Annotated in this window: 11 protein-coding genes; 3 read left to right on the top strand and 8 right to left on the bottom strand. The window is 42.7% G+C overall.

Features of this window, described 5'->3' with window-relative positions:
• Positions 1-6: 6 nt before the first annotated feature.
• The 5 genes from ACZ48W_RS02680 to lolA form a co-directional block, all read right to left on the bottom strand.
• Positions 7-1,602 carry an ABC-F family ATP-binding cassette domain-containing protein gene (locus ACZ48W_RS02680; RefSeq protein WP_464829630.1) on the bottom strand — a complete coding sequence of 532 codons (1,596 nt, stop codon included), beginning with the start codon at positions 1,600-1,602 and terminating at the stop codon, positions 7-9.
• Between the two features lie 238 nt (positions 1,603-1,840).
• Positions 1,841-2,194: an arsenate reductase (glutaredoxin) gene (gene arsC / locus ACZ48W_RS02685; protein WP_464829633.1), complete on the bottom strand. Its 354-nt coding sequence runs from the start codon at positions 2,192-2,194 to the stop codon at positions 1,841-1,843.
• Positions 2,169-3,029 (bottom strand): polyphosphate kinase 2, encoded by an 861-nt coding sequence (gene ppk2, locus ACZ48W_RS02690; RefSeq protein WP_464829635.1) that lies wholly within the window; start codon positions 3,027-3,029, stop codon positions 2,169-2,171. Before ppk2 ends, arsC begins: the two co-directional genes overlap by 26 nt.
• A complete protein-coding gene (locus ACZ48W_RS02695) occupies positions 3,013-4,563 on the bottom strand; it encodes a DNA recombination protein RmuC (RefSeq protein WP_464829639.1) in 1,551 nt (516 codons plus the stop codon). Before ACZ48W_RS02695 ends, ppk2 begins: the two co-directional genes overlap by 17 nt.
• A gap of 3 nt (positions 4,564-4,566) precedes the next feature.
• Positions 4,567-5,097, bottom strand: coding sequence for a LolA-like outer membrane lipoprotein chaperone (gene lolA / locus ACZ48W_RS02700; protein ID WP_464829641.1), 531 nt, complete (start codon positions 5,095-5,097; stop codon positions 4,567-4,569).
• A 182-nt stretch (positions 5,098-5,279) separates the two neighbouring features.
• Here lolA and secA point away from each other — a divergent pair, with 182 nt between their 5' ends.
• Both secA and ACZ48W_RS02710 read left to right on the top strand, forming a co-directional pair.
• Positions 5,280-7,919 (top strand): preprotein translocase subunit SecA, encoded by a 2,640-nt coding sequence (gene secA / locus ACZ48W_RS02705; protein ID WP_464829643.1) that lies wholly within the window; start codon positions 5,280-5,282, stop codon positions 7,917-7,919.
• Positions 7,919-9,130 (top strand): ABC transporter permease, encoded by a 1,212-nt coding sequence (locus ACZ48W_RS02710; RefSeq protein WP_464829645.1) that lies wholly within the window; start codon positions 7,919-7,921, stop codon positions 9,128-9,130. The genes secA and ACZ48W_RS02710 overlap by 1 nt, the downstream gene beginning before the upstream one ends.
• Before the next feature lie 149 nt (positions 9,131-9,279).
• Here the strand turns inward: ACZ48W_RS02710 and ACZ48W_RS02715 are convergent, their stop codons facing one another.
• Entirely contained in the window at positions 9,280-11,862 is a 2,583-nt protein-coding gene (locus tag ACZ48W_RS02715; RefSeq protein ID WP_464829647.1) for a YhdP family protein, read from the bottom strand.
• Here ACZ48W_RS02715 and mltG point away from each other — a divergent pair.
• Positions 11,789-12,742 (top strand): endolytic transglycosylase MltG, encoded by a 954-nt coding sequence (gene mltG, locus ACZ48W_RS02720; protein ID WP_464829649.1) that lies wholly within the window; start codon positions 11,789-11,791, stop codon positions 12,740-12,742. The genes ACZ48W_RS02715 and mltG overlap by 74 nt on opposite strands.
• Before the next feature lie 80 nt (positions 12,743-12,822).
• On the opposite strand, the gene ACZ48W_RS02725 is transcribed toward mltG, so the two are convergent.
• Both ACZ48W_RS02725 and ACZ48W_RS02730 read right to left on the bottom strand, forming a co-directional pair.
• Positions 12,823-14,454, bottom strand: coding sequence for a protein kinase domain-containing protein (locus ACZ48W_RS02725; RefSeq protein ID WP_464829653.1), 1,632 nt, complete (start codon positions 14,452-14,454; stop codon positions 12,823-12,825).
• A gap of 229 nt (positions 14,455-14,683) precedes the next feature.
• Complete coding sequence (locus ACZ48W_RS02730; protein ID WP_464829655.1) at positions 14,684-15,964, bottom strand: MFS transporter; 1,281 nt, start codon at positions 15,962-15,964, stop codon at positions 14,684-14,686.
• Positions 15,965-16,025 lie beyond the last annotated feature (61 nt).

Consider the following 16,025-nt stretch of genomic DNA (forward strand, 5'->3'; position numbering starts at 1 on the left):
GGTACATTAATGTCCGTACTGCTCCACGAACGCTTCGTAGTCACCTTCAAAATCGATCACTGTTCCATCTTCATTCAGTTTAATGATACGATTTGCAAATGCGTCTATGAGTTCTCTATCGTGAGTCACACAGATGGCACCCCCGCCATAGTTGTGAAGTGCTTCACCCAAAGCGACAATGGCTTCAAGATCCAGGTGGTTATCCGGCTCATCAAGGACCAGGAAGTTCGCAGAATCCATCATCATCTTTGAGAGCATGACACGGTGTTTTTCTCCACCTGAACAGGCATCCACCTTCTTCTTTTGCTCTTCACCGGAGAAAAGCATACGACCAAGCGTTTTACGAATATCATCAATATGCCATTTGGGATCAAATCCCTGTATCCACTGAGGCAACTCTATATCACCTGTGACCAGGTCGGTAGTGTTTTGAGGAAAGTAGCTTGTCGTGACTGTCTGTCCCCAATTGAACTTACCACTGTCAGCTTCTACTTTACCCATAAGAATTTCAAGCAGCGTGGTCTTTCCGGCACCGTTCGAACCGATAAGGGCTATCTTGTCCTCTTTGTTCACTTTAAAGCTGAGATTTTCAAATACTATGTTGTCATCATAGCTTTTGGAAAGGTCTGTCACTTCAAGTACCTCATTACCGATATCTCTATGCGGCTTGAACATAATGGACGGGTCACGTCTGCTGGAGAGTTTGATCGCCTGTACATCCAGTTTGTCCAACTGTTTTTGACGGCTTGTTGCCTGTTTTGCCTTGGAAGCATTCGCAGAGAATCTTGCGATGAATTTTTCAAGTTCTTCTTTTTCTTTCAGTGCTTTACCTCTGTCTGTTTCTGCCTGTTTGGCTATGAGGTTCGCTGCGATATACCACTCGTCATAGTTACCGGTAAACTCACGGATCGTCTGGAAATCAAGATCAAGGATATGCGTGACCACTCCGTTAAGGAAGTGTCTGTCGTGAGAGATAACGATCATCGTACCCTCATGGCGCTTCAGCTCATTTTCCAGCCAGCCGATGGTCTCTATGTCAAGGTTGTTCGTAGGCTCATCGAGCAGAAGAACATCCGGCTTCAGGAAAAGCACCTGTGCAAGCAGGATCTTGAACTTGTCACCGCCCGTAAGGGAACTCATAAGATCATGATGCTGGCTCGCCGGGAATCCCAGTGTTTCAAGCAGTTTTTCGATCTTCACTTCACTCTCATAGGTCGGGTCCTCATCGGCACAGATCATCTCAAGTTCTGCCAGACGGTTGTTGACTGCATCACTTTCAAAGTCACCCTCCATATAGAGTTTCTCTTTCTCTTTCTGTGCATCGAAGAGTTTTTTGTTTCCGTAAAGTACCGCATCTTTAAGTGTATAATCTTCAAAAGCATACTGGTTCTGTCCCAACATACCTAACTTCAAACCTGGCTGCAGTTGTACTTCACCATCAGTTGGTTCTATCTCTCCGGCAAGAATTTTCATCAGTGTTGATTTTCCTGCCCCGTTCGCACCGATAAGCCCGTATCTTTTTCCTGCATCAAAGGTGATATTGATCTTGTCGAAAAGAACTCTTTTTCCGTAACGTTGTGTTAAATTGACTGTACTTAGCAAATGTTATCCTTTTGGGGCCAGTTATACAAACGATACATTGCTATGCAATATATTTTTGATACCGGACACCTATCATAAATTATTGATGCGATTTTACCCAAAAAAATCCATAGATTTCTTGAAACAGCAAAATGGTTCTATTCAATTCTAAAAGATAGAGCTGTTTTTTATTATCTGTTTGAGCATTACGGGAATGAGGAGTTGGAATAATCTGTAGGTAGCAAGGCATGCCTTGCTCTTACCCCTCTAAAAGGTCAATAATATTTTCTATCGGCCGTCCAATAGCCGCTTTTCCGTTTTTTATGACGATCGGTCTCTCTATGAGCTTTGGATTTTCCGCCATTGCTTCAATGAGTTTCTCCTCATCTTCCACCTCTTTGAGTCCAAGTTCTTTGTAAACATCTTCTTTTGTTCTCATAAGCTCTCGTGCAGAGAGTCCAAGCATTTTCAGAATTTCTCTGATCTCCTCTTTTGTCGGAGGTGTTTCAAGATACTTGACCACTTCAGCCTCAACACCCTTCTCTTCCAGCAGTGCCATTGAATTTCTTGATTTGCTGCATCTCGGGTTATGCCATATGGTTACATTTGCCATAGTATGATCCTTCATGATGTAGTTTGACTATTTTTTTGTCTACTCCCAAGATGATATCCTCATCTTTTCCCTCATATTCTATATTGGAAAGCAGATATCTTACCGCATTGAGCCTTGCCCTTTTCTTATCGTTGGCATCCAGTTCGCACCATGGGGCATGTGCCGTACCCGAAAGCTCGAACATCTTGTCCCTCAGTATTTCATATTGCGGGTATGCTTCATGGGATTTGTAATCAAGGGCAGAGAGTTTCCAGCTTTTAAGCGGATTCTCTTCTCTGTCTTTGATACGGTTCGCCTGTGTTTCATAACTGATATTAAGATAGAATTTGAAGAAGAGTACCCCGTCATCCACCAGCATCTCCTCCACACCGTTCACCTGCTTGTAAAAATGCTCATGCTGCTCCTGTGTACAGAATCCGAATACCTGTTCAATACCTGCCCTGTTATACCATGACCTGTCAAAAAAGACGATCTCTCCCGCATTGGGTATCTGTTTGAGATGACGTTGGAAATACCACTGTCCCAACTCTTTGGAGTTTGGTTTGGGTAAAGCTACCGAACGTGCCTCTCTGGGATTGAGATAATTGTTGAACTCTTTGATGGTAGAGCTCTTTCCTGCCGTATCCATCCCCTCAAAGATCACCAGAAGTCTCTGATTGTTGTCTATGACCCATTTTTGAAGCTTTACCAGTTCATACTGAAGTCTCAAAGACTCTTTTTCATAGAATTTCTGTTCGATATTCCCGCTTTTCTTGAAAACCCTGGAAGCCTTTTCTGTATACTCCGGAAGTGCTTCGGTATAGACAATGTGCTGCAGTTTATTCTTGTGCATCATGATTGAACTCCTTTGGTATTTTCTTGCTTGTCCGGGCACCGAGTTCTTTGAGCTGCTGTACCTGTCTCACCAGATTTCCTTTTCCGTCACTGAGTTTGTTCTTGGCAGCAGAAAAACTTCCCTGTATTGCATCGATCTGTTTGGATATTTTCATCAGATCTTCGGAAAAACCGACGAATTTATCATACATCGCCCCTGCCCTGCGGGCTATCTCCTGGGCATTCTGGTTCTGCCGTTCATACTTCCATACATTTTCTACCGCACGCATAGCAACAAGGAGTGTGGTCGGCCCGACAAGAAGGATCTTCTTTTTAAAGGCATTGTCATAAATACTGCTGTCATGCTCCAGTGCGACAGCCAATGCACCTTCTATAGGCATGAACATAAAGATGAAATCCAGGGTGTTGACCTCTTTGAGACGCTCATAGTTCTTACGTGAAAGCCCCTCTACATGCAGCCTGACAGACTCCAGATGGGCTGCCAGATACTCTGCCTTGTTCGCTTCATCCTCCGCATTCACAAAACGCTCATATGCAAGCAGCGATGTCTTCGCATCAATAATGAGGTCCCTGTTGTCGGGAAGATGGACAATGACATCCGGCCGCAGTATTTCATTATCATCTGTACGGAGACTTACCTCACGTTCAAACTCATACCCCTTTCGGAGTCCCGAAGCTTCCAGTACATGTTCCAGTACCATTTCACCCCAGACACCCTGCTGTTTGTTCTTACCTTTAAGCGCATTGGTAAGATTGATGGCATCTTTGCTTATTTTTTCATTGAGTTCTTTGAGTGAATTGATCTCATTTTTAAGAATGGCCCTGTCACTGCTCTCGCTGTTATAGGTATCTGCCACCTGTTTTTTAAACTCCGTGATCTGTATCTGAAGCGGCTTGATCATACTGTCCAGGTTCTGTTTGGAAAATTCTGCGAATTTTTGTGAATTTCCTTCAAAGATCTGTTTTGCCAGCTGCTCAAACTCATTTCTGATCTCTTTTTTGTGCTCCTGCATCATTTCGAGCCGGTTGGCCGCATGTCTTGATTCGGTTTCCAGTTTGGTCAGCAGACGTGCATTGCTGATACGGCATTTACTGTTCTCTTCCACCAGAAGTTCATGGCGTTCCTGCAATACTTTATGTTCTGCAAGCAGGTTTGTATACAGAGACTCTATATTCTCGAATTTTGCCTTGAGCTCACTCTGTTCTTTTTCCAGTATATTATAGTGGTTCTGTGATTCCAGAAGCCGTTCTTTCACTGCATTCAGCTGTTCTTTCGTCTCAGAGAACTGCTGCAGCTCCTGTGTATTGCCTGCATTGATGATCTGTACAGCCTGCAGCTCCTTTTCAAGTATTTCTATCTTGCTGTCCTTCTCTTTGACCGACTCTCTGAGATCCCATAAGAGATCACTCTGTGATCTGATCCGTGTCGAGAAGATCACTACGATCAGTACGATCACCAGAAGAACAGCCAGAGCGATACCGGTGATCAGCATTAACGTTGAATCATTCTGTATTTTTAAAAACAGTTCCTGCATCCGTTACCCTCTTATCACATCATAGTTTCTAGGATAGTTGCACTGCATACTTCCGGGTTTCAGTTTTCCTTTACCGTATTTCATATGATCGAAGATGATCAGTACAGTATTCTCCAGGTCATCATAATAGGCGACTCTTGACAATTGGCCTTTTGCATCTGTCTGCAGTGTATAATCCCTGCCTTCATAGTGTGCAACAAAAACCGTTCTTGTATCCTTGTAGGACTTTGCTTTTTTCAGGATCGCAGGCAGGTTGAATGCTTTGCTGATCAGATAAATGGAGACCTGTTCAAGATCATGGTCGACTACCAGCAGCTCCCGTCCGTTCGTGCATACCTCTTTTTTCGTAGGTTCCGTATATTCCCATTTCAGGCGGTTCCTGTCGGAAAAACGTACTTTTCCTTTATAAATAATACTCTTTTTCTTTGTATTCGTGATCTTCTGTGTAAAATCAGCCTGAAAATTCTCCGGGAGCACGATCGGTCCGGCAAAAAGTGCCGAAACCGATAATAATCCAATCCATAATAGTCTCATAAATATTCCTTTTAATTATGTAAAAATATACCAAAATATCACTTGCTGCGGGGTGATATCTGTCATATTGTCATAAAATTGTAGAGTAACTGTGATTATGCAAGTATGGATCATAACTGCTAACGATTTATTAATCAGTTTTTAGATAAAATAATCCCAATTTATATAAGGCAACATAAACCATGATTAAAAGCGTACTTAAAATTTTTGGCACACAGAATGACAAAATCGTAAAAAACTATCTCAAAAAAGTAAAGCATATCAATGTACTTGAACCCACCTATGAGAAAATGAGCGATGAAGAACTCCAGGCGGCATTCTCTACTTTAAAAGAGAGTGTACGCAACGGGGAGAAAAGTCTGGATGATGTACTTTATGACTCTTTTGCCATCACACGGGAAGCAAGTAAACGTGTTCTCGGCCTGAGACACTATGATGTACAGATGGTCGGGGGAATGGTACTTAATGACGGCAATATCGCAGAGATGAAAACAGGTGAAGGTAAAACACTGGTAGCTACACTGGCCGTTGTACTCAATGCAATGACGGGAAAAGGCGTACATGTCGTTACCGTCAATGACTATCTTGCAAAAAGAGACTCCGATGAAATGGGTGTTCTCTATAAATTCCTCGGCTACAGTGTCGGGTGCATTACTGCAGACGTGCATGATGAGATGGACAGGAAAGCACAGTATGCTGCAGATATCACTTACGGTACGAACAATGAATATGGTTTCGACTATCTCCGTGACAATATGAAAGTACGTGCCGAAGAGAAAGTACAAAGAGAACATCACTATGCCATCGTGGATGAAGTGGATTCCATCCTTATTGATGAAGCCAGAACACCACTGATCATCTCCGGTCCGACACAAAGAGACCAGAACCACTATGCAAAAGCAGATGCCATTGCCAAACAGATGGAACGCGGCGAAAAGATAGAGACCAAAGCAGGCGAACCTGAACAGACTACCGGTGACTTCATCGTAGACGAGAAGAACAGGACCATTATTATGACAGAACAGGGGCTTCAAAAAGCACAGGACCTCTTTGAAGTAGAGAACCTCTACAATCTTGAGAATGCAGCACTCTCCCATCATCTGGACCAGGCACTCAAAGCACACTATATCTTTGAAAAAGATGTTGACTATGTCGTACAGAACAATGAGATCATCATCGTTGATGAATTTACCGGAAGACTGAGTGAAGGGCGAAGATACTCTGAAGGACTGCATCAGGCACTTGAAGCCAAAGAAGGGGTAGAGATACAGGAAGAGTCACAGACACTTGCAGAGATCACCTACCAGAACTACTTCAGACTGTATGAAAAACTTGCCGGTATGACCGGTACAGCCCAGACCGAAGCGACAGAGTTCGCACAGATCTACGACCTGGATGTTATCTCCATTCCTACCAATGTCCCTGTTGCACGTATAGACAAGAATGACCTTATTTACAACACGGAACGTGAAAAACTGGATGCAGTGGTACGAAAGGTCAAAGAGTATAATGCGAAAGGACAGCCTGTCCTCATCGGTACGGCATCCATAGAAAAATCAGAGATGATCCATGAGAGACTCAAAAAAGAGAAGATCCCGCATAATATCCTCAATGCGAAGAACCATGCACAGGAAGCGGAGATCATCATCAATGCCGGACAGAAAGGTGCCGTAACCGTTGCTACCAATATGGCAGGCCGGGGGGTCGATATCAAGATAGACGATGAAGTAAGAGAACTGGGAGGGCTGGCTATCCTGGGTACGGAAAGACATGAGAGTCGCCGTATTGACAACCAGCTAAGAGGACGTTCAGGGCGTCAGGGTGACCCGGGTGAAAGCCAGTTCTTCCTCAGCCTCGATGACAATCTTCTCCGTATCTTCGGTGGGGAGAAGATCAGAAACATCATGAACAAACTCGGTGTGGAAGATGGAGAGTACATTGACTCCAAGATCGTAACAAGATCCGTTGAGAAAGCACAGAAAAAAGTGGAAAATCAACACTATGAGTCAAGAAAGCATATCCTGGAATATGATGATGTAGCCAACCATCAGAGAAAGGCCATCTATGCATTCAGAAATCAGCTTCTTGACCCTGAATTTGATATTGCAGCAAAGATCAAAGAGAACCGTGCCGAATATATCGCACATCTTCTTGCAGAAGCTGAGATCTATGAAGGAATGCCGAAAGAGGACTTCAATGTTGAAAAACTTGCGGCACTTATTAAAGAAGAACTGCATATCGAGGTGGACCATCAGCACTTTATAGACAAAGAAGCCGAAGAGTTGACTTCTATGATCACGGAAATGATGGAAAACCTCTATGAAGAGAAAATGTCTCAGATCGATCCTGAACAGAGACAGGAGATAGAGCGTATCCTGTACCTTCAGGTACTCGATCCTCAGTGGAGAGACCACCTCTATGAGATGGATGTACTGAAAACAGGTATCGGACTTAGAGGCTACAACCAGAAAGATCCTCTTACAGAGTATAAACAGGACAGCTTCAAACTCTTCACCGATCTTATACAGCGTATCAAATATGAAGCGGTCAAAGTGCTTCAACTTGTTCAGTTCGACTTTACCTCTCCGGAAGAAGAGGAAGCAGCGGTCGAGCAGATCAGGGAAGAGTTGGAAAGTGAAGTGGCAGATACCACACTCAACCAGTCCTTTGAAGAGGGTATGATCGCTGAAGACTCTGCTTCTCTCAAACCGATCACAGGGACCAAAAAGCCTAAAAGAAATGAGCCTTGTCCCTGCGGTTCCGGTAAAAAATACAAGAACTGTTGCGGACAAAGCGGACCTAAGAAAGGCCTCTTAGCCTAATGTCCCTCCAGCCTAACGGACTGTTTGTCCGTAGTATCATCAAGCATTATCTGAAATATGACAAAGAAAATCCTTTTATCTTTATTTCTGCACTGCTTGCCTTTCTGGGAATTGCCGCCGGGGTAATGGTACTGATGATCGCTATGGGGATCATGAACGGTACGCAAAAAGAGTTTACAAAAAAACTTTTTGTTATGAACTACCCCCTTACTGTACTTCCCCTGGAAGAGAACACTATCAATGACGAACTCATACAGACACTCTCACAAAAATTTCCTCATCTGAAATTCAGTCCCTACTACACCACTCAAGTCATTACAAAAAATGATGGTGCAGTACAGGGTTCCCTGCTCTATGGTGTGGATTATGAAAAAGAGAGTGAGATCAATTCTGTTTTTAAAGATGCCAAAGGGAATGAAAAAAGCAAATTCAGGGTGGTTATAGGGGAAGGACTCTCTTTTGAAATGAATGCCCCCAAAGGCGAGAAGGTCACCCTTTATTTTTCAGAACAGCAAGCCATAGGGTTTGGTACCATGCCTCTGCAAAAACGTTTTATTGTGGATGGTGTGTTCAAATCCGGTTTGAAAGCCTACGATAAAGCCATTATGTATACTTCCCTTGAAGCTTTTGAAAAACTGCTTAAACGTCAACACGGTACTTATGACGGTCTTCATATCTATACGAAAAAACCTCTTAAAGAGATCGACAGGATCAAAAGTGCCCTGCCTCCGACCGTTGTGATAGAAGGGTGGTGGCAACAGAACGGCAACTTCTTTTCCGCCATGGAAATGGAGAAGAAAGCCCTCTTTCTGGTTCTGCTGCTTATTATACTTGTTGCATCACTGAACATTATCTCTTCCCTGCTGATGACTGTTATGAGCAGACGAAGCGAGATCGCTCTTATGCGTACACTGGGTGCCACCAAAGTAGAAATAAGATCTATTTTCTTTAGACTGGGACTCATTATAGGAACCACCGGTATAGTCGCAGGTACTCTGCTTGGCAGTCTGGGCATATGGATACTCAAAACCTTTGATATCATCTCCATGCCTGAAGATGTTTACGGTACAAGCAGACTCCCTGTAGATCTCATGATGAGTGATTTCAGCTTTATCATTCTGGGAACCTCTATCATTATCTTCCTCTCTGCATTCTACCCGGCAAAGAAAGCCGCACAGACCGATCCGCTGACCGTACTCAGAAACGAGTAGAACTATAACTGCGGGGTGGACTCCCATGTGAGCCCATGGGTTCAGGATACTATTTTATTTTGATGAAAACATGTATTGATTTAAACCGTTTTATTTGACAATCACGGATCAACACAGAGGTTGTCCCCCCTGCAGATATACCTGCACAATTACTTATTGATGATATGGGCTGGTGATTCGATCGTACGTTTCAGGAACTGCAACGGCAAAGTCAGTATATCCTGTGCTGCTGATGTCTGTACTTTCGGTTTATCCAGGGTTCCGGTGATTTCCAGTCCGACCGTCATACTCTTGTCTTTTCCCATGAAAATATATCCCAGCAGAGGAAGATTTCCTACGACTTTTCCCAATTCTCGGGCTGTTTGTACGGCAAGCTTCATATGAATACTTTTTGTCTTCATATTCACTTCTCCCTTACCTGCGATCGTTGCAGAACTTCCTTTGGCATACACAGAATCCAAAATGATCCTGTCCCCTGAGACACGGTACTCTACAACACCCTCCTGTATTTTAAACCCTCTTTTAGAAAAACCGGGACTGCTCAGTGTTGCCAGCGCCGGGACCGTATTGATAAAAGCCATAGTATTGTTGTACGCTTTGAATCCGCTTACTTCTCCTCCCTCAACGATGATCTGTCCTTTCATCACTTTATCCGGATCTCCGGACATTTTAAGTGAATACCGTCCGTTCTTCAGTCCCTTGAAATGGATCAGCGGGTGCAACATCTTATCTTTCACCCGTAATGCCTGCATAGAGAACTGTTTTCCCTTTTTACTGAATTTTACGATATCTCCATCCAGACTTCCTATGGCATTGATATTTCCGTTTGCTTTTACTTCTATGTCATAACTGTCGGTGACCAGTGTATATTTGTCATATCTTATTTTACTGTTCTTCCCCAGAATAACCGTTTTTTTTGCCTGACTCTGTTTAATATCACCTTTGCTCCGTGAAGCAAGGAACTTTTTGAGGTCTATATTCAGATCTTTAAGCTTGATCCGTGATGCACCTGCACTGAAATGCAGGCGTTTGTCAAATGCATAGAAGTCTATACCTTTTTTTGTGATCTTTCCGCTGCACGGAACACGTGTATAACAGATATCTTTTTTATCATAAAAGAAACATGATTTTCTGTGTAGTTCGCCTTTAAAGGTATAGGTTTCAAAATCCCTGCTTCTGATCTCAAGATTTCCTCCATCCACCTGCAAACCAAGATTCCTGAGATAAGGTTTGATCTTTTCTATTTTTTCCACCTGTATCAATGTCTCTTTGGGATTTGCCGCTATTTTCAGCTTCAATGCAGGTATATCCACTGCGATATCTTTTTTATAGTCCAGGGTCAAGGGCATCGATTTGTTTTTCAATACAAGGAATTTCTCCTTTTCTCCCCCTATAGAGATCTGCTTTGCATCAAAGATCAGATCGGCTTTTTTTTCTTTGAGATCTATCTTCCCGTTCACTCTGCCCGCATACCAACTCTCTTTCAGATCCACATCATGAAGTATCACAAACCCTTTGTCATACTCTACCTTCCCTTCAAGCACCGGTAGTTTTACCTTGGAGATATAAAGATCTCCTTTACCCAGGTCCACATCTACATACACAGAGATCTTTTGCGGAGACTTCTTTAACGGTATCCCCAGCCTTACATTGACATTTGATTCACTGTCCTTCTGCTCTACAGGAATACTCAAGCCGTAGGCTTTCAGTATTTCCTGTACAGTATCATCAATCGCTGTTCTGATATGCAGGTCAAGATCAAGTACGGTAGGATCTTTTCCTGGCAGATTCGTAATGGATATTTTGCTTCCTGACAGATCCCTTTTTTTATAGACAGGATGCTTCAGATCGAAATAGAGTGTACCTTTTTTATAGGTCAGTATAAAACGCTCCGCTGTCACAGGATCCAGCTCTTCTTTATAGCGGATCTTCACATCTTCAAAAAGCACATTTCCTTTGAGTGCATCAAAATCAAGTTTATACCCCTCATTCTCAAGCAATACCCGCCCTGTTAAAGAGTATAACCTGTATCTTTCTGCCCGGACTTTGTCAACGATCCAACTCTTGACAGACTCTTTCAGTGCAAATTTTCCTATCAGTGTCTTTAGGTCTGTAAACACTTCACTGTTAAGAGAAAAATCTATACTGTGATCCTCTTTGCTTGCTTTGAATCTCCCCTTGATATGATAGGCATCGAACTTTCCTTTAGTTTCCAGTCTGCCGCTGTCTGCATCATAAACGAGTTCTCCCTTGATATTGATATGATCCTTTTTAAGGTAAAGCATGGAAACATCGGCGATGAATTTCTGTCCCTTTCTGTGTATATTCCCGGCGATCTCATAATCATCACTGGTAATATAGAGTATATCATCCGTAAAAAAAATATTTAATTCATTGTTTTCAAAGTGGATATTCTTTAATTCTATATAATCAAAAAAAGTAAAAAGATATTTAATATTGTCAAATGTTTTATCCAAATTATCGAATGAAGGTTTTGCTTTGCTTCGGGGGATCATGATATTATGTGCTTTCAATGTAAGCTTTTTATCGAGTTTGATGTATAATCCATCTACCTTGTAGTGGCCAAAAGTAAGATCCTCTACATGGATACCTGCTTTAAGCCAAAAAAAAAGCGCCGCAAAAAGGACAATCAGAAAGATGAGTGTATCACGCAACAGTACATGGAGAACATGGATAGTATGGGCAGAAAACATTATACTCGTTTTGATCATCTCTTTTGCCTTTTATACTACACTGCCTCTTAAAACGACACAAACACTTTATGTACCCCAAGGCTCTATAGGAAGTATTATATCACAGCTGACCAAAAAAGGCTACGAATTAAGCAAGATAGACTCTTATATACTCCGGTTTATGGGTACACCGAAAAGCGGATGGATATTCATAGGAAAAAATGAACTCAACCGTATTGATTTTCTCTATAAACTGACCAATGCCAAAGCAATGATACGCAAAGTAACACTCATTCCGGGAGAGACTTCCGAACTCTTCTTCGAGGCACTTGCCAAAAAGCTGGAACTTGACAAAAACAAACTGAAGGCATACTACAAAGAGTTCTCTCCCTATCCTGAAGCAGGTATCTATGCCGATACCTACTTTGTACCTTACGGCATAAGAGAGAAACATCTTATGCATTTCCTTGTACGTGAATCAGAGAAAAAATATCGAAATATTTCAGAAAAGATCTATGGGAACTACAATACGGAACAGTGGTTGAAAGTACTTATCATTGCTTCGATCATACAGAAAGAGGCAGCCAACGACAAGGAGATGCCTCTGGTCTCTTCTGTCATTTACAACCGGCTTAAAAAAGGGATGCGACTTCAAATGGATGGAACACTGAACTATGGTAAATACTCACACGTTAAAGTTACCCCTGAACGCATTAAGAACGATCTGAGTACATTCAATACCTATAAACATAAAGGATTGCCCGAATCACCTATCGGTGCCGTAAGCTTTTCAGCGATCAAAGCAGCCATCAAACCGGCAAAAACGAACTACCTTTACTTTATGAAGAACAAAGAAGGGGTACATGACTTTACCCATACCTTTAAAGAACATCGGAAAAATATCAAAAAAGTACGTTAGAAACAGAACTGGAGAGGATTTCATCAGAAAAGACTGAAGATATGAATCATATCCAACATCTGAAATCAGTCAATATATTGCTACCTCAGTAAAAGCTGAATGATATTCAACACGAACATCACAATAAATCCAACCTTATAGACCATCTTCTCATTTCTTTCGATAAATGAAATATTCTTGTCAAAATAGGGCTGGACTTTAGCGGGGTTATCCAATTCAAAAAGCATCTCTGAATAATTATGGTATCGTTTATCCGTATCGGTCTCTATTGCGCGTAAAATGATGCTCTCTAACCAGTCTGGGATCTTTGGATTCAACTTGGTCGGATGTTTCGGATTTTTGTCAAAACTCGGATTTTGGAACGGTTCTATCTCCCCAAAGGGAAACTTCCGGGTCAGGGTCTCATAAAGCGTGATACCGATGGCATATATCTCTGTCTGTTCTGTCATGGGGGCCTGGTTAAAACGTTCAGGTGCCAGGTAGGAAGGTGTGCCTGCACGTGTCACATTGGAATAGGCTTCTGTAATACTTCCGAAATCCACCATCTTGAAGACCAGTTTCTCTTTACGTTTCATGACAATGATATTTTCAGGTTTGATATCTCCATGCACCAGATCCAGTCTGGTCAGGAACTGTGACATCTTTAGTAAAAAGTATGCTAACTCTATGCCCATATCAACAGAAAGCGGTTTTTTAGCGGTGAATTCTTTTAGCGATACCCCTTCGATAAAGCTCATGATGTAGTAACGGTGGGTTCGCTTTTTTGGAATGACCGACTTGGGGAAAAACCCTGCTTTCAGACGTTTCGCCATCCAGACCTCTTTGACGAAAAGATCAAGTATATTTTCATCATCTATCGCTTCAACAGGTGCGAATTTGATGACATACTGCATTCCCTTCTTCTCACAAAGCCAGGTACGGTTGTTCTGTATGAGCGGTTTGATGAGTCTGTAGCCATCTATGGCCTCATCTGCTTTATAGTGTTCCTGAATGATCAGATCACTCAGTTTGAGTTTCAGTCTGGGGTCAAGCTCTTTGATCTCAAGAACAACTGCGGTGGTATCATCCGGCAGCTTGTCATCATGCAGTTTACTCGCTTTTTTAACCAGATAAGAGGCTCCCATATGAAGCCCATCTGCCAGTACTTCATCGCTAAGTTCATTGTAGAGTCCATCACTGCAAAGCAGTATCCGGTCTTTGGCTTGCAGATTATTTTCAAAATAATACGGCTCTACACTCTCCTCCAGTCCCATCGCAGAAGTCAGGATATTTTCCATCCCCTTTTCATCCATGGAGTGGTCATTGGAAAGTTGTGTAAATGTGCCATCCCTATGCAAATAGATACGGCTATCACCCACATTGGCACCATAGAACCTGTCTCCTTCTATGACCACAAGAGTAAGTGTGGCCACCAACTCTTCACGTTCATACTCTTCCATGGATTCAAGGAAAAGTACTCTGTTAATGTTTTCGATAAAGTGCTTGATGGACTTCTCCATACTCCAGGATTTTGGCCTGTTCTTAAGTGAATGCACCAAAAAATGTGTCACACGTTTCGCAGCCTCAGCCCCCTGCAAAGCAGACCCTACCCCGTCACACACCACTGCTACAGTAATGTTATCCATCACCTTCACTTCAAAAAAGTCATCACCTTTAAGCTGTGTTCCTTTTGCCAGCGTAAATCCTGAAGTTTCGATGTTCTTTTTGGACATGGATTTCTGCCTTGTGTTTGTATTAGAGTTATTATAGCATTTGACTTAGAAATTTGCTTGATTGGATTTGATTAAAATGTGTGCATTATAAAAATATGAAAAACAGACCGTAGGGGCAATCCCTTGTGGTTGCCTTTTACTTACCAAAGAGTGATGTAGTGTTGAGGGTAACCACAAGGATTACCCCTACGTGTCTGGCATACACAGGAGAATTAGAAAATCCTTTCGATTATATCATACCACCGGCTTTTGCACCCCAGGTCGTTCTCCATCTTGTCTTGACAAAACTGAGCCCCAGGATCGCTACAAGTACAACACCTGCAAAGATCATAAATCCTACAGCGTAACCGTCAAATACACCTTTGGACCAGCCAAGTGTCTTGATGAGCGCTGTACCGCCAAGTCCGCCTGCACATCCTACGATACCTGTCATGATACCGATATCTTTACCGAATCTCTGCGGTACCAGCTGGAACACGGCACCGTTTGCCATACCGAGACTTGCCATAATAAGGAAAAGTACCGCAATAGCCACAAAGAACGGCAATTCCACCAATGCTGTCAATGCTACCAGCACAGCTACGGCTCCATAAAAGAAATAAAGTGCTTTCACCCCGCCTATCTTGTCGGCGATATTACCGCCTACAGGTCTGAGTACCGCACCGGCAAAGATGGTCAATGCACCAAAATACCCTGCAATGACCTTCACATTCGGCTCATTGAAAACATCCAGTCCGAATGCAGACATGTCTGCCTGATAGCTGTTCATCAGATACACCTTCATATAGCCGGCAAATCCGACGAAACCACCAAATGAGATGGCATAGAAGAGGTTGAACCACCATGTATCTTTGTCTCTAAGGAGTTTAAGATAGTCCGAGACTTTTTTAGGTCTTGCTTTATATACAGACTCAGGAGCATTCTTCGCCAGGAACAGATATGCGATGAACACCATGATCGCCATTGCGGCACCTACACCGAATACATACTCCCATCCCCATTTTTCAGCGATTTTCGGAGCAAACAGGAAGTCAATGACCACACCGATGTTACCAGCCCCTGCAATACCCAGAACCACCCCCTGAAGCTTGGGAGGATACCATTGTCCCGCCTGAGGAAGTGCTACTGCAAACGAAGCCCCGGCAAACCCAAGGCCAAGTGCTACAATAAGAAGTTGGTTATAGGTGATCTCAGCTCCCAACATAAATGCTGTAAGCAGTGAAGCAATAACAATGGACTGTGCAATAAGTGCTGTAAGCTTTGCTCCCAGTTTATCCACCCCGAATCCCAGTACGATCCTAAGTATCGCTCCGGAAAGAATAGGAAGAGAAAGGAGTGTTGCTTTCTCCCCTGCTGTCATAATATGGCCTGCTGCGGCAAGTGCTTCACCGATCTCTGTTGAGAGTGGGCCCAACATGGTCCATACCATAAAACTCATATCGAAATATAGAAAAGCCATGAACAAGGTTGGAAAGTGTCCCTGTCCTTTGAGTGCTTTAAATCCTGCCATTTTGAAGCCTTTTTATAAATATAATGCGAAGTATACTGTAAATCAACATCAGTTATAATCT

The sequence above is a fragment of the Sulfurovum aggregans genome, assembly GCF_055385215.1.